The sequence below is a fragment of the Actinoplanes philippinensis genome (assembly GCF_900113015.1).
In the GTDB taxonomy this organism is placed as follows: domain Bacteria; phylum Actinomycetota; class Actinomycetes; order Mycobacteriales; family Micromonosporaceae; genus Actinoplanes; species Actinoplanes philippinensis.
In genome coordinates this window covers 441,231-457,338 of the sequence record NZ_FONV01000009.1, presented here as the reverse complement: position 1 = coordinate 457,338, position 16,108 = coordinate 441,231, and the positions used below count along the sequence as shown (strand labels likewise).

Sequence of the window (16,108 nt, the reverse complement as noted above, 5' to 3'; positions counted from 1 at the left end):
AGTCCGTCGTGTCAGCTGACCTGGACCAGGCGCCAGTTGTTCTTGGCGCTGCCGTTGTCGGCGAACTGGACGACCTGGGTGCCCCGCGTGCCGGCGCCGTTGAGCAGGGCGAGGACCTTGCCGCTGTGGACGTTGCGGATCCGGTAGGAGCCGTCGCTGTTGGCCGCCAGGGTCCACCGGTGGTCGGCGGTGCCGGTGTCACCCCACTGCAGCACCTTCGCGTTGTCGGTGGTCGACATGCTGTCGACGCCGAGCACCTTGCCGCTGTTGACGTTGCGGAACCGGACGGCGTCGCCGTCGGTGACCCTGACCCACTTGTGGTCGGCGCTGCCGTTGTCGTCCCAGACGACGGCCAGACCGCCGTCGGCGGTGGACATGCTCTGCACGCCGAGGACCAGGCCGGAGCTGACGTGGACCAGTTTCACGGTGCTCCCGCCGGTGTCCGCGCCGGTCCCGGTCACCGGCAGCACGAACGTCGTCACGCTGCGGGCGGGCAGTGTGACGGTGAGCGAGCCGTTCGCCATGGTCATCGCGGTCTGGGGCGCGACGTTGCGGCTGCCGTCGGTCACCCAGTTCGCCACGCTGCCGGACGCGGTCGTGCCGGCCAGGGTGAACTGCTGACCGACCGGCGAGGTGCTCTTGTTGACCGCGACGATGACGACGGTGTTGCCTCCGCGGTACGCCGAGACGTAGACGTTCGACGCGGGGTTCGCCGTCGCGTCGACACGCACGTATCCGGGGCGGACGAACCGGGCGAACTGCGCCATCACGGCGCCACGTTTGCTGATCTGGCCGTCCTCGCGCATCGGGCCGTAGCTGCGCCGCAGATACCACCAGACGTAGGCCTGGAACTCGGCGTCGACCATGGCGCGGTGAATGTGCTCGCCCACATCGAGGGCCTCGGGCCAGGCGTCCCCGGAGTTGGTGTTGCTGTTGGGGTAGTACACCTCGGTCATCCAGAGTTCCTTGCCGGCGCCCTTCTGCTTGAACAGCGGGTACGCGAACTGGGAGTACTGGGTGCCGTAGAGATGCGCTCCGATGATGTCGACGTTGGCCAGTGCCGCGGCGTCGTTGAGGATCGGGTCCGACACCGACTTGACGTACTGGAACGACTCGGGCGCGATGACCCTGGTGCTGATCGAGCCGGCGTTCTCCCGCAGGAACTTCGTCATCTCGGCGGGCGTCCACCACGTCCATTCGGACGCGTAGTCGGGTTCGTTCTGCACCGAGATGCCGTACAGGTTCACCCCGTTGTTCCGCATGTACGCGGTGAAGTCGTCGAGATGTTTGGCGTAGGCGCTGTAGGAGCCGGCCTTGAGACGCTTCTGGCCGGCCTGGCCGTTGCGGGTGAAGGTCTCGATCATGCCGGCGGGAGGATTCCACGGCGACGCGAAGACGGTGGCGCCCAGCTCGACGGCGCGTTTGGCCGTCGCGAGGTCACGGCTCCAGTCCGCCTGGGTCTCGCCGACCGGGATCCTCAGGATGGAGAATCCCAGCTGGCCGTTGCCGGAGCTGAACGCCGTGGTGCGCTGGGCGGCCGTCAGGTCACCGATCCAGGCCGCGTGCGACATGGCGCCGAAGCCCCGGATCGTCTGCTTCGGCACCGAGGGATTGATGTTCGCCGCCGCCGCCGAGGCGTCGGTGGCCCGGACGACCGACGCCGCCACCGTCGCGACCGGAACCGCTCCCATCGCCGCCAGAACGGCTCGACGGCGCAGCACACCCGACCTGCCGCCCACTGGTTTGCCCTGATCCTGCTGCATGGTGCTCGTCCTCCTGCTGGGGATGCCCGTCCGCGCCTCCGCGGACCCATCGAGCCGGCCGGCGCCGTCCATTACGTCGCCATGGGGGATGGCGTCAGGCTGAACACCGGCGCCCGTCAATGATCGAGGCGCGTTCATCGAATGCATACCCTCGCAGAAACGAACCATTTCCGCAACGATTGTTCCGCTGCGATAAATCACCGATTCCTAAAGGTTCGGACCAGGAAGGCGGCACTTGCATAACAGAATTTTGACGAGACTTTTGTTTCACATTTCCGGGGTCTTTTCACGGTTCCTGACTCAGGTAGCCGAGTTGCGGCAGCCGATTCCGGTATTCGTCGAGCAGCCGCCGGGCCACGGCGACCGAATCGACCAGCGGGTGCACGGCGAACGCCCGTAGCGCCGCCTGCCGGCTGCCGGTGGCCGCCGCCTCGATGACCGCGCGGTCGACCGCCTTCACACTGGCGACCAGCGCGGCCGCGTGATCCGCCAGCGGGCCGACGGCGGTGGCCCGGGCCCCGCCGGCGCCGACCGTGCAAGGCACCTCGACCACGGCGTCGTCGTCGAGGCCGGCCAGGGCGCCCCGGTTCCGGACATTCAGGATCAGGGTGGCCCGCTGGTCCAGCGCGATGGCCCGCATCAGCGCCAAGGCGATCTGCTCGTACCCACCGGACTCCAGGTCGCCCTCGTGCCGGTCGCCCGCTCCGGCCGCCTCCCGGTTCTCCGCCATGTAGGTGGTCTCCCGCTCCAGCAGGGTGGCCCGCCAGGCGGACAGGGCGCCGGTGTCGCAGCCGGCCACCGACGCGTAGAACCGGCTCTGCTGGTCGAGCAGGAACGCGCCCCGCGTCTGCGCGGCGCCCCCGGCGGCGGCCACACCCTCGCGGCCGAAGTAGTAGTAGTGCAGATACTCGTTCGGGATCGCGCCGAGGGTGCGGATCCAGTCGGCGCCGAACAGTCTGCCCTCCTCCAGCGACAGCAGCGCCGTGTCGTCGGCGAGCAGGCCGGGCAGCCGGTCGACGCCGTCGATCTCGACGCGCCGCAGCCAGCCGAGATGGTTCAGCCCGGCGTAGTCGAGGCGGACCGTCCGCGGGTCGGCGCCGAGCGCCCGGGCCACGCGTTTGCCCAGGCCGGCGGGGGAGTCGCAGATGCCGATCACCCGGTCGCCGAGACGGCGGGACATCGCCTCGGTGACCATGCCGGCCGGGTTGGTGAAGTTGATGACCCAGGCCTGCGGCGCCACCGCGGCGATCCGCTCGGCGATGTGCAGGGCGACAGGCAGGGTCCGCAGGCCGTACGCGACACCGCCGGCGCCGACCGTCTCCTGCCCGAGCACCCCCTCGGCGAGCGCCACCCGCTCGTCGATCACCCGGCCCTCGAGACCGTGCACCCGGATCGCGGAGAACACGAAGTCGGCGTCGCGGAGCGCCTCGTCGAGATCGGTGGTGGCGTCGACGACCGGCGCGTCGGGCACCCCGCCGGCCTGTTCGGCGAGCACCCGGCCGATCGCGTCCAGCCGCCGCGCGTCCAGGTCATGCAGGGTGACCCGGGTGACCCGGCCGGGATCGTGGTCGGCGAGCAGCGCGCGGTAGACCAGCGGAACCCGGAAACCGCCGCCCCCGAGAATCGTCAGCTTCATCGGACTCCTTCCATGCGACGCCCGGCTCGGCCGCCTCCGGGACACGCCGCTCGGAAAGACTACTGATGGCGGGGCCGGGGCCGGCGTACCCCCACCGGTTTTGAGGTGTTTGCTCTCAGCCACTCTATCGGCGCCTCAAAGCCGGGTTGAGCAGCTTGCCTATAGGTCGATGAACTGTATATTGGTCGCCATGACGGGCATGCGGCGGCCGAGCTTTCTGATCCTGTCGGCGCTCGCTGTCGAACCACTGCACGGCTACGCGGTGATCCGGGAGGTGACGCGGCTGTCCGACGACACGGTCCGCCTCGCCGCCGGCACGCTGTATGCGGCGCTCGACCGCCTCACCGACGAGGGCCTGATCGAGGTCGACCGCGAGGAGACCATCGACGGCAGGCTCCGCCGCTACTACCGGCTCACCACCCCGGGCGTTTCCGCACTGGCCGCCGAGGCCGAGCAGATGCGGCGCGACGCGCGGATGGTCACCCAGCGGCTGCGCCGGGCGGGCCCGGCCGGCGCCCCCGAGCCCGCCTGACCTCGACCATCGAAGGAACGCCGATGCCCGACGACACCGACACCACGAGCCTGGAACGCAGGTATCGTCGCTGGCTGTTCGCCTACCCCCGGGCGTACCGGCACGAGCGCGGCCCGGAGCTGCTCGCGACACTGCTCGACACGGCCGGTCCCGGCCGGTCCCGGCCGTCCGCCCGCGAGGTCGTCCACCTGCTGCGGCACGGTCTCGGCCGGCGCGCCGCCGAGGCCGGGCGCCGGGCGGTCGTCGTCGCGGCGGTCGCGGCAGTGCTCGGCGGGCTGAGCGGCATCGCGCTCGGGTCGTGGCTGGCATGGCGGGGCGTGGATGCGTGGGCGCCCGGCAGGACCACCGCGATGAGTCTCGCGACGACCGTCCTTCCGGTCCCCGTCGACGACAAGGTCAGCTACTACGGCAGGCACACCTTCTGGAACCCGAACAGCAACGACAGCCTCGCCGGCGGCACCGGCCTCCGGGCCGGACGGGCCACCGTCACCAGCGCCACGACCCCGCAGGGCGACCACCGGGAGATCGCCGCCGCCGTTGAGCAGCGGATGCGCACCCAGGGGTGGCGGGAGGTGCGGACAACCATCGAGGGGTACGGTCCGAATGTCTCGCCTCCGGCGCAGGCCGAGGTGACCGGCACCCGCGACGGGTATCTGGCCACCGTGCAGGCCGTCGCCGCCGACGAGGCCAACCCTCCGACGCTGAGTGTCGACATCATGTGGGCCGAGCCGCCCGGCCACCTGCGCGACACCATCCTCGGCGGCCTCACCGGCGCGCTGCTGGGCGCGCTGCTCGGCTTCGGCACCGCGCAGCGGATGAGCCGCCACAGCGCCCGCCGTCAGCGGATGTACTCACGGCTCTGTCTCGCCACGCTGCTGCTGCTCACCCCGGCCTGCCTGGGCAACATCCCGACCGGCACCGGTTCGCTGCTGGCCAGCACCCACCGCAACGGCACCGGCCCGTCTGTCTACTGGGGTGGCTTCGTCTTCTTCGGCGCCCAGCCGCTGGCCATCCTGTCGCTCCTGCCGATCCTGGCCATCATCGTCGGCTGCCTGCTGCCGTCCACCATGAACGCCCGCCGTCGCCGCGTCGCCTGAAGCGCCGGCGTCGTCTGCCGCCCACGTACGATGCCGTGACGTGGGAACCGACATCTACGGTGTGATCGAAGTGCGTGACCTGAAAAGGGCTGCCGCACTCGGCGCCGATTCCCACCATGACGTGTCGTGGGTGCACTGCATGAATCTCTACCCGCTCTATCCCGGCGGCGACTACCAACCGCTGGGCTGCCTGTTCGGCATCCGCAACTGGAACGGTTGGGAGCCGGTCGCCGAAGGGCGTGGACTGCCGCCCGACGTGTCGGAAGCCGTCCGAAACGAATACGAACACGACGCCCGAATCGATGACGCGATCGGCGGCAGCACCTGGGTTTCTTGGCCGGAACTGCGCGACCTCGACATGACCGTTACGCCCCGGGCCCGGGGCGTACTCGAGATCAACGAGAACCGCTACTACCGCGTGGAGGACGAATGGCCCTCCGACGTCGTGGCTGAATACGGAATCCCCGTGGTCGGGACGTCTCCGGCCACCGCCGCATACGGCAGATGGCAGCACGGCGCCATCAACTTGACGTACAAGAGGGTGACCCGCAACGACGTGCTCGGCGCCGGCACCGGATGGGATCACGTTTTCGCCGTCATGCGATCCCTGGCAGAGCGTTTCGGAGAAGAAGGCGTACGCCTCGTCGCCTGGTTCGACTGACAGCCCTCGACTTCGAATGACCTGGCGGCGCTGGACTGTCAGGCCGACGTGTGGCGGTGCGGTGCGCCTGATCAGGTGGTCGGTGGGTGGTTCGACTTCCGGTCAGAAGGGGTCGTCTGTACAGTTGCCCTATGTCTATTAGCATTAGGCAAGATCTGGGCGACGCCGGCCTCGTCGGCGCGCACGAGATTCGCGAGTTGTTCGGATTCATCAGTCGGCAGCGTGTTTTTCAGATCACCAGCCGTCCTGATTTCCCGCGGCCGGTGGCGGATCTCGCGCAGGGCAAGGTGTGGCTGGCCAGTGAGGTCGTCGCCTGGCAGGCCCATCGACGATCGGGCCGCGGAGATCCACGTCCGTGACGGGCTGGCGGTCCAGGCATCCCTCGTCGCTCTGCGCCCTGCCCGGACCTGCCGGATGCGGGCAGCGGTGAAGGATGCCGTGTTGTCGACCATCGCAGGCGGTGACCGGGCGCCGCCTGCTCGGCCACCGCCTCCCGTCGGGTCGCCGCCCTCAGTTGCCGCCCAGCCCTGGCCGCCGGCGAGGCGGCATCGACCGCCATGGGGGAGGGGTGGCATGCCTTTCGTGCCCGCGGTCCCTCCGCGCATGTACGAGGTGGTCAAGAGAGGTGGTGTCAATCGCGCCCTGGGTAGATCCCGTTTGCTTCCCCGGGAGTCCTCAGATCGAGCCCTGGCCTGAACGATCAGGAGGGCCGTTCCGTCGCGCATCGCTGCCGGCCGACCGCACCGAATTGCTTCATCTCGACGGGAGACTCGATGGCTCGGCGCCTCGCAACCCTGCTGCTCGCCGTCTGCGCCGTGCTGGCGGGAATGGTGGGTGTCCCCGCACCTGCCCTCGCCGCCGGTGGTGACTCCTGCGTCAAGAGTCCGGCAACCGGGAAGGAGGCGTGCATCGGGGCGGAGTGGGAGTCCGTCACCTACTACGACACGACCTTCAAGCTCTCGGTCACGCCCTACGCCGCCGGCGTGAAGAGTTACACGAAGAGCACCAAGGTTCAGGTCCGCTTCAAGGCCGAGGGCTCCTCGACGTGGGTGGTGCGCAGCACGAAGGCCGGCAAGAGGAGCGGTGTCGTGTTCAACCTGCGCAACAAGACCTACGGCACATACCAGATCCGGCTGCTGGTGAAGGTGAACGGCAGGTTCCGGGTCGCCCACAGCGAGAAGTTCTCCAGCCCGGACGTCATCGGCGACTGAGTGGCGCCCGGCGGCCACCGGGTCAACGGGACTGTGAGCGAGGCTCGTGTACGGGATCGGCGATCAAGGCCTCTGCCGGGTAGCCGAACCCGATCAGGATCTCGGTCGCCTCGGCTGCCGAGACGTCGTCGCCGTAGTCGCCGCCGCGGTGATAGTTGCGGTAGGCGCCCTCTGACTCGCGCCACACCCCGGCACTCCTGTCGAACGCTGTCCCGGCCGGGTGGATGCCGCGCTGACTGGCTTCCCGGTCGAAGCGACGCAGGATCTCCGCCCTGGCATCCACGTGCCGCAGGCACCCACCGGTCCCGTTGGCGAAGGTGATCCACCGCATTTTGTCTATCTCCGTCGGGTCGCCGCCGTAGTAGGTGGCCCAGAAGGCATAACGCCTGTCGATTCGATCCTGGTCAAAGTCGCTCATGCGGCCAGGTTACCGACCGGCGCTGGTCCCGCTCGGCCGGTCCGGCGCTCATCGTGGCAGCGGCCGGGTGTCGGTGAGTGGGCGGTCGTGGGCGATCATCCAGGCCTCGACGTCCTTGGCGTGCCAGATCTTGCCCTGCGCCAGGTTGGCGACCGGTGGTGGGAAGTCCGGGCGGGAGGTGATCTGGTAGGCGCGCTGGCGGGAGACTCCGCCGAGGCGTTCCCGGATCTCGTGGGCTCCCATGAGCCTGACGCTAGAGCTAGATGTCACACGAACAGTATAGTCGTATGCCAGCTAGTCGGACAGACCGGTGTCAGGGGACGTAGATCTGGCCGGTCTGGGCGCCTTCGACGGAGCGCACGTACGCCTGCGCCACGTCGGCGAGGTCCACCGAGCCCATCCCGGGGAACAGGTTGCCGTACCCCGGAAGGCTTTCGGTGAAGACGTTGGGGCTGATCGCGTTGATCCGCTGCGGGGCGATCTCGATGGCGGCGGCGCGCACGAACGCTTCCACCGCGGCGTTGGCCATCGAGGCGGCGGTTCCGGTCACGATGGGCTCGCGCGCGAGGATGCCGGTGATCAGCGTGAACGATCCGCGGCCGGTGACGTGGGGGAGACCCTGGCGGACCAGTTCGATCTGGCTGAGCACCTTGCCGTGGAACGCCGACAGGTAGTCCTCCGGGGTCATCTCGGCGACCGGTTTGAACGGCACGTGGCCGGCGGCGCTGACCACGGCGTCGAGCGGGCCCGCGGCCCGGTACACGGCGGTGACCTCAGCCGGGTCGGTGATGTCGTGGTTCAGGTCGGCGTTGCGGCGGGCGACGGACACGATCTCGTGGCCACGGGACGACAGTCGCTTGTGCAGGTACGACCCGAGGGTGCCGGTGGCTCCGGTGAGCAGGATTCTCATGCCCCACGACGCTAGGCGTGCAGCCGCCGGGCAGGGAAATGCTGTTCACGCAGCCATCTATGCTCGACAGTTATGAATGTGGAGTTGCGGCACCTGCGGGCGCTGGCGGCCATCGGCGACCACGGCACCATCAGCGGCGCCGCGGCGGTGCTCCGGATCAGCCAGCCGGCCCTCTCCCGCACCCTGGACCAGCTGGAACGACGGATCGGCACGACGCTGGTCGAACGCACCACCCGCCGGCTTTCCCTCACCGACGCCGGTCGGCGACTGCACGAGCGCGCCCACCTGATCCTCAACCAGCTCGACGACGCGCTCGCCGAAGCCGCCACCGGCCCGCAGCCGTTGCACATCGGCTTCGCCTGGGCCGCGCTCGGCGACCACACGGTCAGCCTGCTGCGGACGTGGCGTGACCAGCACCCGGCCGCGCCTGTCCGGGTGCACCGCCGTGACGATCCGGAGACCGCGTTGCGCCGCGGGGAATTGAACGCGGCGATCGTACGCCTGATGCCGTCGCCGCCCGGCGACCTGCTCGCCGCCGAGCTGTACCGGGAGCCCCGCCTCGCCGCGGTCCCCGACGGTCACCCTCTTGCCGGCCGGTCCTCGGTACGGCTGGCGGACCTCCGCGGCCAGCGGGTGGTGTTGTGCTCCACCTCCGCGACCACGGGGGACCTGTGGCCACGCGACCAGCGGCCGCAGACCTTCGACGTGGCGAACGTCGACGAGTGGCTGACCACGATCGCCACCGGTGAGGCCGTCGGTGTCACCGCCCAGGGCACCGAGCGGACCCACCCGTACCCCGGAGTTCGTTATCTGCCCATCATCGACGGCGGCACCGTTGCGGTGTGGCTGCTCTGGCCGCGCGTGCCCACACATCCGGCCACCGGCGCTTTCATCGACCACGCCCGCCGCGCCGTCGCCGACGCGCCCCGATAGCGCGGTCTCAGCCGCCGGAGCGCGGCGAGGCGGGTACGGCCCGGCCGCGCTCCGGTCCGAGTCAGCTGCGGCCGAGCATCTCGGCGGTCAGGACGTTGCCGCCGAGTCCCCAGCCGCCCTCGACGACCTCATCGACCAGCACCAGGGTGGTCGCCCGGGCGCGCTCGCCGTACACGTCGGCGTACGCGTCTGTCACGGCGTCGATGAGCTTCTTCTTGGACTCGGGGGTCAGGGTGTCGGCGGGAACCTTGAGGTTGGCGAACGGCATGAGTCTCTCCTGGCTGGTAGTGGTTGTCACAGGGCGGCATGCGAGGGCAGCAGCTCCTCGATGCCGAGCCGGCGGTAGAACTCCACCCGGATCCGGTCGGCGACGACGGAGACGACCTCGCTGCCGTCACGGCTCGGATCGACGTGGGTCCGGAAGGGCCGCCGGTCGTCGGGAAGGCCGACCACGCGGGCGATCTCGTCGGCCACCGACTGCACGTCGGCATCCGGTGGCACGAGATCGGCCAGACGCTGGTCGATGGAGGCGCGGATCTCGCCGTAGTGGGTGTCGTAGGCGGCCGCGGTGGCCTCGTCGTCCGGGCGGCCGGCATGCGCGAAGTGGTTGGTGCCGGACGTGAAGGCGCCCGGAACCACGATCGTGGTGCCGATGCCGAAGCGGATCAGCTCGGCGGCGTAACTCTCGGCCAGGGCGTCCATCGCCGCCTTGGCCGCGAAGTAGGGCGCCAGGAACGGCGGGTGCCCGCCCCGGGTCGACGAGCTGCCGACCCAGACCAGCAGCCCGGAGCCCTGGCGGCGCAGGATCGGCAGGGCGGCCCGGTTGACCCGCTGGGTGCCCAGCACGTTGACGTCGTACACGGCGGCGAGCTGCTCGGGTGTGAACGCCTCCGTGGGCCCGAGAACCATGTGGCCGGCGTTGTGCACCACCACGTCGAGGCGGTCGTGACGCGCGGCGATCTCGGCGATCGCCGCGTCGGCCGAGGACGGTGACTGCACGTCCAGATCCACGGCGGACAGCGACAGGCTCTCCGCGGCGGCCAGCTCCTCCAGCTCTCGGACCGCCCCGGCATTGCGGTCCCGCGTCGCGCGCATGCCGGCGATGACCACGTGACCGTGTCGTGCCAGCGTCCGGGCGGTGAGCCGGCCGAAGCCGCTGGACGCGCCGGTGACCAGAATGACCTTCGTCGCGGTGGCCATCAGACGATCCCCCCGTTGGCGCGCAGGGTCTGGCCGTTGACCCACCGTCCACCCGGACCGGCGAGGAAGGCGACGACGCGGGCGATGTCGGCCGGGGCGCCCAGCCGCTCCAGGGGCGGCTGGGCGGCCAGCCGCGCGATGGTCGCCTCGTCCTTGCCGTCGAGGAACAGGTCCGTGGCGGTGGGGCCGGGCGCGACCGTGTTCACCGTGACGTCCCGGCCACGAAGCTCCCGGGCGAGGATCAGCGTCATCGCCTCCACCGCTCCCTTGCTGGCGGCGTAGGCGCCGTAGTTGGGCAATTGCAGGCCGACCACCGAGGTCGACAGCATCACGATCGCGCCACCGGTACGGACACGGCGCGCCGCCTCGCGGGCGACCACGAAGGATCCGCGGATGTTGGTGCGGTGCAACTCGTCGAGCACGTCGAGGTCCAGGTCGGCGATCGGCGAGAGCGCCAGCCGCCCGGCCGAGTTGACCACCACGTCGACGCCACCGAACGTGTCGACCGCGGTGTCGAACATCGCCGACACCTCGCTTTCGGTGGCCACGTCGGCCCGTACGGCGACCGCGCGCCCTCCGGCGGCGGTGATCTCCTCGACGACCGCTTTTGCCGCCACGTCGTTGCCCGCATAGCCGACGACCACGGCCTGACCGGCGGCGGCGAGGGTGGTCGCGATGGCGCGGCCGATGCCCCGTGATGCGCCGGTGACGACGGCGACCCGTTGATCTGCCATGACGTTCACATCCCTGTCCCTAGTGGTGATAGCCGATTGGCGTTTCACTGATACGACGAACGTAACACGCAACCCGTATCTTCGCTAGCGATGTGACGTAGCGCTGATTTGCCGCTTGGCTCTTTACGGAACTTCGGGGTACCGTAAGTCTTACGGAACTGATCAGTCCCGTAAACCCTGGAAGGATGACCCATGGCCATCACGTTGCAGCCCACCGCCGACTCGGGTGTCGTCGCCGTCATCGAACGACTCGAACTCGGCGTACCGGAGGAGGCCGGGCCTGCCGCCGGTGCTCAGCCGCCCAACCGCACGCCACGCCGGACCGAGGAGCAGTCGCTGGCGCTGCCGCTGATCATCACCAAGGTGCGGGGCTGGCGGTGGGAGCAGGGCTTCCGCGGGGCCGTCGTGCTCGCCAGCCGTGACCACAACCGGGTCACCGTGTACAGCCGGTTCGACGCCGGCGCCGGCGCCGCATGCCAGGTGCTGGACAGCGCCGAGGCGCTCGGCGTCCCGGCCCGCGTGCTCGACCGGCGGGTGTACGACCTGGTGTGGCGCGACGGCAACGAGGCCACGACGACAGTCTCCCTGGCGCACACGCCGGTTGTGCACTTCGGCCTGTTCACCGTGCTCGACGATCAGTCGGAGGCTCTGCTGGAGCGGGTCGCCGACAGTGCCCCGGCATCTCTGGTGACGCCGGGCCTGCGCACCGTCAACTTCCATCGCAGCCAGGACGGGCAACGCCTGATCAACTTCGGCACGTGGTCCAGCTTCGACCGGTTCCATGTCCTGCTCGACCAGCCCGGCTTCGCCGATGGCGAGAAGTACTGGAAGGGTCTCGCCACCTTCCGGAACGACTACTTCGACGTCGTCGCCGTTGTGGAGTGAGCGGCCCCGGTGGCAAGGAGAACCGGGTGATCGCGGCCGGCGCGGCCCTGGTGGTCGGGGGACGTGTCGGTCCCGGCGTTTTCTGAAGCCGGGGCCCCGACCTCTTACGGTACTCGGTGGTCCCGTAAAATGCCGGGGGTGACGACTGGTGAACCCGAGACCCCCGCAACGCTCGGACGCCCGCGTGACCCCGATTTGGAGCAGGCGATTCTGGACGCGACGGTCGAGGTGATCCTGCAGCGAGGCTACTCGGCCACGAAACTGGACGAGATCGCGCGACGGGCGGGGACCGGCAAGGCGGCGATCTACCGTCGATGGGCCAGCAAGACCGACCTGGTCATCGCCGCGGCGCAGAGCCTGCAGGCCGAGGTGACGCTTCCGGACGAGGGCTCGCTGCGCGACGACCTGCTGGTCTGCGTGAGGCACTATGTGACACCGACCGCCCGGGCAGCGCTCGTCCTGGCGAACGTGCTGAACGAGATGCCCCACGACGACGATGTCCGCGAGGCCGCCATCGCGTCGATCGCCCGGCCGGCCGCCCAGGCGCTGCGCACGGTGATCGACCGCTGGATCGCCGGCGGAGCCGTCGACCCGGCGGTGCCGGCCGGCCTCGTCGCCTCGATCGTCCCGTCGATGGCGTTCCACCGGGTGGCGCTCCTGCGTCAGGGGCTCGACGAGGAGACCGCCGTGGCGCTGGTCGACAGCGTGCTCCTGCCCGCGTTGGGTGTCGCCACACCGCGGCCGGCCTGCGACGCGTAAGCCCCTGTCCGCCTGGGCCGGTACCGCAGCCGGTCGGCCGGGACACGCTTCCGAGCATCGCTAGCGCCCTGGCGTAGCATCGATCTCATGAGTGAGGGTGACGGCCGGGCCGACCAGGGGCGGGTGCGGCGGCGCGGGGCCACCGGCGCCGCCGACGACGCGGCGCTGCGCGCGGCCCTGATCGAGGCGGCCCGCCGGCAACTGGCCTCCGCGCCCGGCGGCGACATCGCCACCCGGGCCGTGTGTGAGGAGGTCGGCGTCACCCAGCCCGTGCTGTACCGGCTCTTCGGCGACAAGAACGGCCTGCTGGACGCCGTCGCCGATGACGCCTTCGAGCGCTACGCCCAGCGCAAGCAGGAGCTGGAGGTCACCGATGATCCCGTCGCCGACCTGCACGCCGGCTGGACCGACCACATGGCCTTCGCCGCCGAGAATCCCGCCGTCTACCAGCTGATGTTCGCCCCCCGAGCACACGCCGCCGCCACCACGTACCACCGGATCCTGGAATTGCTCGAAGCGACGCTGATGCGGTGCGCCGCCGCGGGCGCGCTGGCCGTCACCCCCCGGCAGGCCGCCCGGATGATCCTGCCGGCCAATATCGGGGTTACCCTGAGCCGGATCGCCCAGCCGCACCTGTTCGACGACCCCGGTCTGCCGGACCGGACCCGCGATGCCGTCTTCGCCGCGGTGCTGACCGGCCCGGCCCGGCCGAGCGAGCCGGACCCGATCCGGGCAACCGCCCGCCAGATGCGCTCACAGCTGGCCCTCACCGGCACCGACGCCCTGGAACCGGTCGAGGTGGCGCTGCTCGACCGCTGGCTCGAACGCATCGACGACGCCGGCTGACGCGGCCGAGGACGCCGGCCGGCCCGTCCGCGTGGGCGCTGTCGAGCCCTCCGAAGGCCGGTCAGGATGCGGGGAGCAGGTCGGCGAGCAGCGCCTCGATGCGGGTCCTGATCTCGTCGCGGATCGGGCGCACGGCGTCCACCCCTTTGCCCGCCGGGTCGTCGAGCTTCCAGTCCTCGTAGCGCTTGCCGGGGAAGACCGGGCAGGCGTCGCCGCAGCCCATCGTGATGATCACGTCGGACTCCCGCGCGGCGTCCCAGGTCAGCCTGGTGGGGGTCTGGCCGGTGATGTCGATGCCGACCTCGTTCATCGCCTCGACCGCTGCCGGGTTGATCGTCTCGGCGGGTGCGGAGCCCGCGGAGCGGACCTCGACGCGATCGCCCGCGAGGTGGCGTAGCCAGCCGGCGGCCATCTGGGAACGGCCCGCGTTGTGGACGCAGACGAACAGGACGGTGGGCCTGGTGTCGCTCATGAGGGATCCTTCGCGATGCTGGAGAGGGGAAGGGCTGATCAGGAGTTGGCTGCGGGGTGCTCGACGACGATGTCGTCCGGCGACCTGCCGGCGTCGGGGTACAGCGCCAGCAGCAGTCCGACGCCGACGAACAGGCCGACGAGCTGGAAGCCGACGAAGCCCGGCACCGACGCCGGGGCGATCCCGGCGAACGTGTCGGTGAACGCCCGGCCCACGGTGACGGCCGGGTTCGCGAAGCTCGTCGACGACGTGAACCAGTAGGCGGCGCCGATGTACGCCCCGACCGCGGCCGGGGCGACAGCGGCTCTGCCGGACCTGCCGAGCGCGAAGATCAGCAGCAGCAGGCCGGTGGTGGCGACGACCTCGCCGAGCCACAGGTTCCCCGCCGCGCGGTCCTTCGTCGACAGGGTGACCGGCGCCAAGCCGTACATGAGGTTCGCGAGGACCGACCCGGCGATCGCTCCCAGGGTCTGCGCCACGGCGTACCCGCAGAGGTCTCCGATCGTCAGCCCGGTGCCGGTGCGGCGGCCGAGGAGCCAGTCGGCGGCGGAGACGACCGGGTTGAAGTGGGCGCCGGAGGCCGGGCCGAAGGTGAGGATCAGCGCGCCCAGGGCGAACGCGGTGGCGACCGAGTTCTCCAGCAGTTGCAGGCCCACGTCGTCCGGGGACAGCCGGACCGCCATGATCCCGGAGCCGACGACGGCGGTGACCAGCAGCGCGGTGCCGAGGAACTCGGCGAGCAGCCGCCGCCACAGGGTGATCGGGCGCATGGACAGGTGACTCCGGGTCGTGTCGGCGTGGATGAGGTCAGCCATGGTCGGCTGCGGTGGTGAGGACGGGCGCGATCCGGTCGATGCGGTCGGCGAGATCGGTGTAGGTGGCCTCGAACGCCTCGTCGGTGTCGACGCGGGCGGGGTCGGGCACCGACCAGTGCAGTCGCGGGCGGATCGGGCCGGTGAGGTCCTCGTGGGCGTTGTCGCAGACGGCGATGACCAGGTCCCCCTGATGCAGGACGTCGTCGACGTGCCGGGTGCCGCCGGGGTCCAGGGCCAGGCCGTGCTCGTGGGCGACCCGCACCGCGCGGGGGTGTACTCGCTGGGCCGGGACGGTCCCGGCGGAGGCGACCTCGCCGCCGATGCGGTCACGCCACAGGGCGGCGGCCAGTTGCGAGCGGGCCGAGTTGTGGGTGCAGACGAACACCACCCGCTCGGCGCCCTCGAGTCGTGGCCCGGTCAGCGAGGACAGCACGCCGGGCACCAGCCGCAGATACGTCCGGCGGCGGTCGCCCTCGGAGCGGGCGCGGACGAGCAGGCCGGCGTCCTGCAGCACCGACACGTGGTGGGCCACCAGATTGGTCGGCATGCCGAGGTCCGCGGCGATCTCGCCGGGGGACGCGTCACCGAGGGTGAGCGCGTCGACGATCGCGAGGCGGGCAGGGTCACCGAGGGCGGCGTGGACCCGGGCCCGCACATGCAGGGAAGAAGCCTCAGCGTTCATTGACTCAATAATTGCTGACCTATCGTGCCGGGGCAAGGGCCTGCGGGCGGGAAACGGTCAGGCGTTCGCGGGCTGGTCGACGGCCAGCAGCGCCGACAGCTGTCGCATCAGTGCGGGCCGGGGCCGGTAGTAGACCCAGCTGGCGCGGCGCTCGGCGTCGACCAGGCCGGCCTCTCGCAGCACCTTGAGGTGATGCGAGATGGTCGTCCCGGAGACGGTGAATGCCGGGGTCAGGTCGCAGACGCAGATCTCGCCGCCCGGCGCGGACGCGATCATCGACATGAGCTGCAGCCGGATCGGGTCGCCGAGCGCCTTGAACGCCTGCGCGAGCGTGCCGGACATCTCCGCCGGGATGCGCTCGAACGCCATCGGCGTGCAGCACGGGACGTCTTCGGCGGTGGATGACACGGTCGGTGGTTTCGACATGCGTCGAGGTTGACAGATATCGAATTCGCGTGCAAGCGTGGTTTCGACAGACATCGGATTCGAAGATTGTCGAATCCGGGTGGCGTGACATCGGATCTCCCGCACCCGGAACGACCTTGACCTCACGA

The 16,108-nt window shown here is 70.3% G+C and carries 20 protein-coding genes; 8 read left to right on the top strand and 12 right to left on the bottom strand.

Annotated elements, in window-relative coordinates:
• Nucleotides 1–11 precede the first annotated feature (11 nt).
• Entirely contained in the window at nt 12–1,763 is a 1,752-nt protein-coding gene (gene xynC, locus BM290_RS25635; protein ID WP_093618516.1) for a glucuronoarabinoxylan endo-1,4-beta-xylanase XynC, read from the bottom strand.
• 286 nt (nt 1,764–2,049) lie between these two features.
• Nucleotides 2,050–3,399, bottom strand: a complete 1,350-nt coding sequence (locus tag BM290_RS25630; protein ID WP_093618314.1) for a 6-phospho-beta-glucosidase — start codon at nt 3,397–3,399, stop codon at nt 2,050–2,052.
• Between the two features lie 190 nt (nt 3,400–3,589).
• Between BM290_RS25630 and BM290_RS25625 the strand changes: the two genes are divergently transcribed.
• The 4 genes from BM290_RS25625 to BM290_RS25605 all read left to right on the top strand — a co-directional run bounded on the left by BM290_RS25625 (nt 3,590) and on the right by BM290_RS25605 (nt 6,900).
• Nucleotides 3,590–3,931, top strand: coding sequence for a PadR family transcriptional regulator (locus tag BM290_RS25625; protein WP_373871065.1), 342 nt, complete (start codon nt 3,590–3,592; stop codon nt 3,929–3,931).
• Between the two features lie 23 nt (nt 3,932–3,954).
• A complete protein-coding gene (locus BM290_RS25620) occupies nt 3,955–5,028 on the top strand; it encodes a hypothetical protein (protein ID WP_093618312.1) in 1,074 nt (357 codons plus the stop codon).
• Between the two features lie 40 nt (nt 5,029–5,068).
• Nucleotides 5,069–5,689 (top strand): hypothetical protein, encoded by a 621-nt coding sequence (locus tag BM290_RS25615; RefSeq protein ID WP_093618310.1) that lies wholly within the window; start codon nt 5,069–5,071, stop codon nt 5,687–5,689.
• Between the two features lie 773 nt (nt 5,690–6,462).
• Entirely contained in the window at nt 6,463–6,900 is a 438-nt protein-coding gene (locus BM290_RS25605) for a hypothetical protein (protein WP_093618306.1), read from the top strand.
• Between the two features lie 22 nt (nt 6,901–6,922).
• On the opposite strand, the gene BM290_RS25600 is transcribed toward BM290_RS25605, so the two are convergent.
• From BM290_RS25600 to BM290_RS25590, 3 genes are all read right to left on the bottom strand, one after another.
• Nucleotides 6,923–7,318: a hypothetical protein gene (locus BM290_RS25600; RefSeq protein WP_093618304.1), complete on the bottom strand. Its 396-nt coding sequence runs from the start codon at nt 7,316–7,318 to the stop codon at nt 6,923–6,925.
• A gap of 48 nt (nt 7,319–7,366) precedes the next feature.
• Nucleotides 7,367–7,561 (bottom strand): DNA-binding protein, encoded by a 195-nt coding sequence (locus BM290_RS25595; RefSeq protein WP_093618302.1) that lies wholly within the window; start codon nt 7,559–7,561, stop codon nt 7,367–7,369.
• A 70-nt stretch (nt 7,562–7,631) separates the two neighbouring features.
• Entirely contained in the window at nt 7,632–8,228 is a 597-nt protein-coding gene (locus BM290_RS25590) for a short chain dehydrogenase (RefSeq protein ID WP_093618300.1), read from the bottom strand.
• A gap of 72 nt (nt 8,229–8,300) precedes the next feature.
• On the opposite strand from BM290_RS25590, the gene BM290_RS25585 reads away from it, so the two are divergent.
• A complete protein-coding gene (locus BM290_RS25585; RefSeq protein ID WP_093618298.1) occupies nt 8,301–9,161 on the top strand; it encodes a LysR family transcriptional regulator in 861 nt (286 codons plus the stop codon).
• Nucleotides 9,162–9,222: 61 nt separating this feature from the next.
• Here the strand turns inward: BM290_RS25585 and BM290_RS25580 are convergent, their stop codons facing one another.
• The 3 genes from BM290_RS25580 to BM290_RS25570 are packed head-to-tail and all read right to left on the bottom strand — an operon-like array spanning nt 9,223 to nt 11,095.
• On the bottom strand, nt 9,223–9,429 hold the full coding sequence (locus BM290_RS25580) for a tautomerase family protein (RefSeq protein WP_093618296.1): 207 nt from the start codon (nt 9,427–9,429) through the stop codon (nt 9,223–9,225).
• A 26-nt stretch (nt 9,430–9,455) separates the two neighbouring features.
• On the bottom strand, nt 9,456–10,361 hold the full coding sequence (locus BM290_RS25575) for an SDR family NAD(P)-dependent oxidoreductase (protein WP_093618294.1): 906 nt from the start codon (nt 10,359–10,361) through the stop codon (nt 9,456–9,458).
• Nucleotides 10,361–11,095 (bottom strand): SDR family oxidoreductase, encoded by a 735-nt coding sequence (locus tag BM290_RS25570; protein WP_093618514.1) that lies wholly within the window; start codon nt 11,093–11,095, stop codon nt 10,361–10,363. The genes BM290_RS25575 and BM290_RS25570 overlap by 1 nt, the downstream gene beginning before the upstream one ends.
• A 192-nt stretch (nt 11,096–11,287) precedes the next feature.
• On the opposite strand from BM290_RS25570, the gene BM290_RS25565 reads away from it, so the two are divergent.
• The 3 genes from BM290_RS25565 to BM290_RS25555 all read left to right on the top strand — a co-directional run bounded on the left by BM290_RS25565 (nt 11,288) and on the right by BM290_RS25555 (nt 13,585).
• Nucleotides 11,288–11,980 carry a hypothetical protein gene (locus tag BM290_RS25565; protein WP_093618292.1) on the top strand — a complete coding sequence of 231 codons (693 nt, stop codon included), beginning with the start codon at nt 11,288–11,290 and terminating at the stop codon, nt 11,978–11,980.
• A gap of 138 nt (nt 11,981–12,118) precedes the next feature.
• Nucleotides 12,119–12,739: a TetR/AcrR family transcriptional regulator gene (locus BM290_RS25560; protein WP_203779447.1), complete on the top strand. Its 621-nt coding sequence runs from the start codon at nt 12,119–12,121 to the stop codon at nt 12,737–12,739.
• Nucleotides 12,740–12,826: 87 nt separating this feature from the next.
• On the top strand, nt 12,827–13,585 hold the full coding sequence (locus BM290_RS25555; RefSeq protein WP_093618288.1) for a TetR/AcrR family transcriptional regulator: 759 nt from the start codon (nt 12,827–12,829) through the stop codon (nt 13,583–13,585).
• A 61-nt stretch (nt 13,586–13,646) separates the two neighbouring features.
• On the opposite strand, the gene BM290_RS25550 is transcribed toward BM290_RS25555, so the two are convergent.
• Genes BM290_RS25550 through BM290_RS25535 form a run of 4 tightly spaced genes read right to left on the bottom strand, consistent with a single transcriptional unit; the run spans nt 13,647 to nt 15,980 of the window.
• Nucleotides 13,647–14,057 carry an arsenate reductase ArsC gene (locus BM290_RS25550; RefSeq protein WP_093618286.1) on the bottom strand — a complete coding sequence of 137 codons (411 nt, stop codon included), beginning with the start codon at nt 14,055–14,057 and terminating at the stop codon, nt 13,647–13,649.
• Between the two features lie 38 nt (nt 14,058–14,095).
• Complete coding sequence (locus BM290_RS25545) at nt 14,096–14,872, bottom strand: aquaporin (protein ID WP_239143633.1); 777 nt, start codon at nt 14,870–14,872, stop codon at nt 14,096–14,098.
• Entirely contained in the window at nt 14,865–15,554 is a 690-nt protein-coding gene (locus tag BM290_RS25540) for an arsenate reductase/protein-tyrosine-phosphatase family protein (RefSeq protein ID WP_093618284.1), read from the bottom strand. Before BM290_RS25540 ends, BM290_RS25545 begins: the two co-directional genes overlap by 8 nt.
• 57 nt (nt 15,555–15,611) lie before the next feature.
• Complete coding sequence (locus BM290_RS25535) at nt 15,612–15,980, bottom strand: ArsR/SmtB family transcription factor (RefSeq protein WP_093618282.1); 369 nt, start codon at nt 15,978–15,980, stop codon at nt 15,612–15,614.
• Between the last annotated feature and the right edge of the window lie 128 nt (nt 15,981–16,108).

Bases quoted from the DNA above. Each gene is read 5' to 3' on its own strand.
- xynC (WP_093618516.1), bottom strand. From the start codon at position 1,763: ATGCAGCAGGATCAGGGCAAACCAGTGGGCGGCAGGTCGGGTGTGCTG.
- BM290_RS25630 (WP_093618314.1), bottom strand. From the start codon at position 3,399: ATGAAGCTGACGATTCTCGGGGGCGGCGGTTTCCGGGTTCCGCTGGTC.
- BM290_RS25625 (WP_373871065.1), top strand. From the start codon at position 3,590: ATGACGGGCATGCGGCGGCCGAGCTTTCTGATCCTGTCGGCGCTCGCT.
- BM290_RS25620 (WP_093618312.1), top strand. From the start codon at position 3,955: ATGCCCGACGACACCGACACCACGAGCCTGGAACGCAGGTATCGTCGC.
- BM290_RS25605 (WP_093618306.1), top strand. From the start codon at position 6,463: ATGGCTCGGCGCCTCGCAACCCTGCTGCTCGCCGTCTGCGCCGTGCTG.
- BM290_RS25600 (WP_093618304.1), bottom strand. From the start codon at position 7,318: ATGAGCGACTTTGACCAGGATCGAATCGACAGGCGTTATGCCTTCTGG.
- BM290_RS25595 (WP_093618302.1), bottom strand. From the start codon at position 7,561: ATGGGAGCCCACGAGATCCGGGAACGCCTCGGCGGAGTCTCCCGCCAG.
- BM290_RS25590 (WP_093618300.1), bottom strand. From the start codon at position 8,228: ATGAGAATCCTGCTCACCGGAGCCACCGGCACCCTCGGGTCGTACCTG.
- BM290_RS25585 (WP_093618298.1), top strand. From the start codon at position 8,301: ATGAATGTGGAGTTGCGGCACCTGCGGGCGCTGGCGGCCATCGGCGAC.
- BM290_RS25580 (WP_093618296.1), bottom strand. From the start codon at position 9,429: ATGCCGTTCGCCAACCTCAAGGTTCCCGCCGACACCCTGACCCCCGAG.
- BM290_RS25575 (WP_093618294.1), bottom strand. From the start codon at position 10,361: ATGGCCACCGCGACGAAGGTCATTCTGGTCACCGGCGCGTCCAGCGGC.
- BM290_RS25570 (WP_093618514.1), bottom strand. From the start codon at position 11,095: ATGGCAGATCAACGGGTCGCCGTCGTCACCGGCGCATCACGGGGCATC.
- BM290_RS25565 (WP_093618292.1), top strand. From the start codon at position 11,288: ATGGCCATCACGTTGCAGCCCACCGCCGACTCGGGTGTCGTCGCCGTC.
- BM290_RS25555 (WP_093618288.1), top strand. From the start codon at position 12,827: ATGAGTGAGGGTGACGGCCGGGCCGACCAGGGGCGGGTGCGGCGGCGC.
- BM290_RS25550 (WP_093618286.1), bottom strand. From the start codon at position 14,057: ATGAGCGACACCAGGCCCACCGTCCTGTTCGTCTGCGTCCACAACGCG.
- BM290_RS25545 (WP_239143633.1), bottom strand. From the start codon at position 14,872: ATGGCTGACCTCATCCACGCCGACACGACCCGGAGTCACCTGTCCATG.
- BM290_RS25540 (WP_093618284.1), bottom strand. From the start codon at position 15,554: ATGAACGCTGAGGCTTCTTCCCTGCATGTGCGGGCCCGGGTCCACGCC.
- BM290_RS25535 (WP_093618282.1), bottom strand. From the start codon at position 15,980: ATGTCGAAACCACCGACCGTGTCATCCACCGCCGAAGACGTCCCGTGC.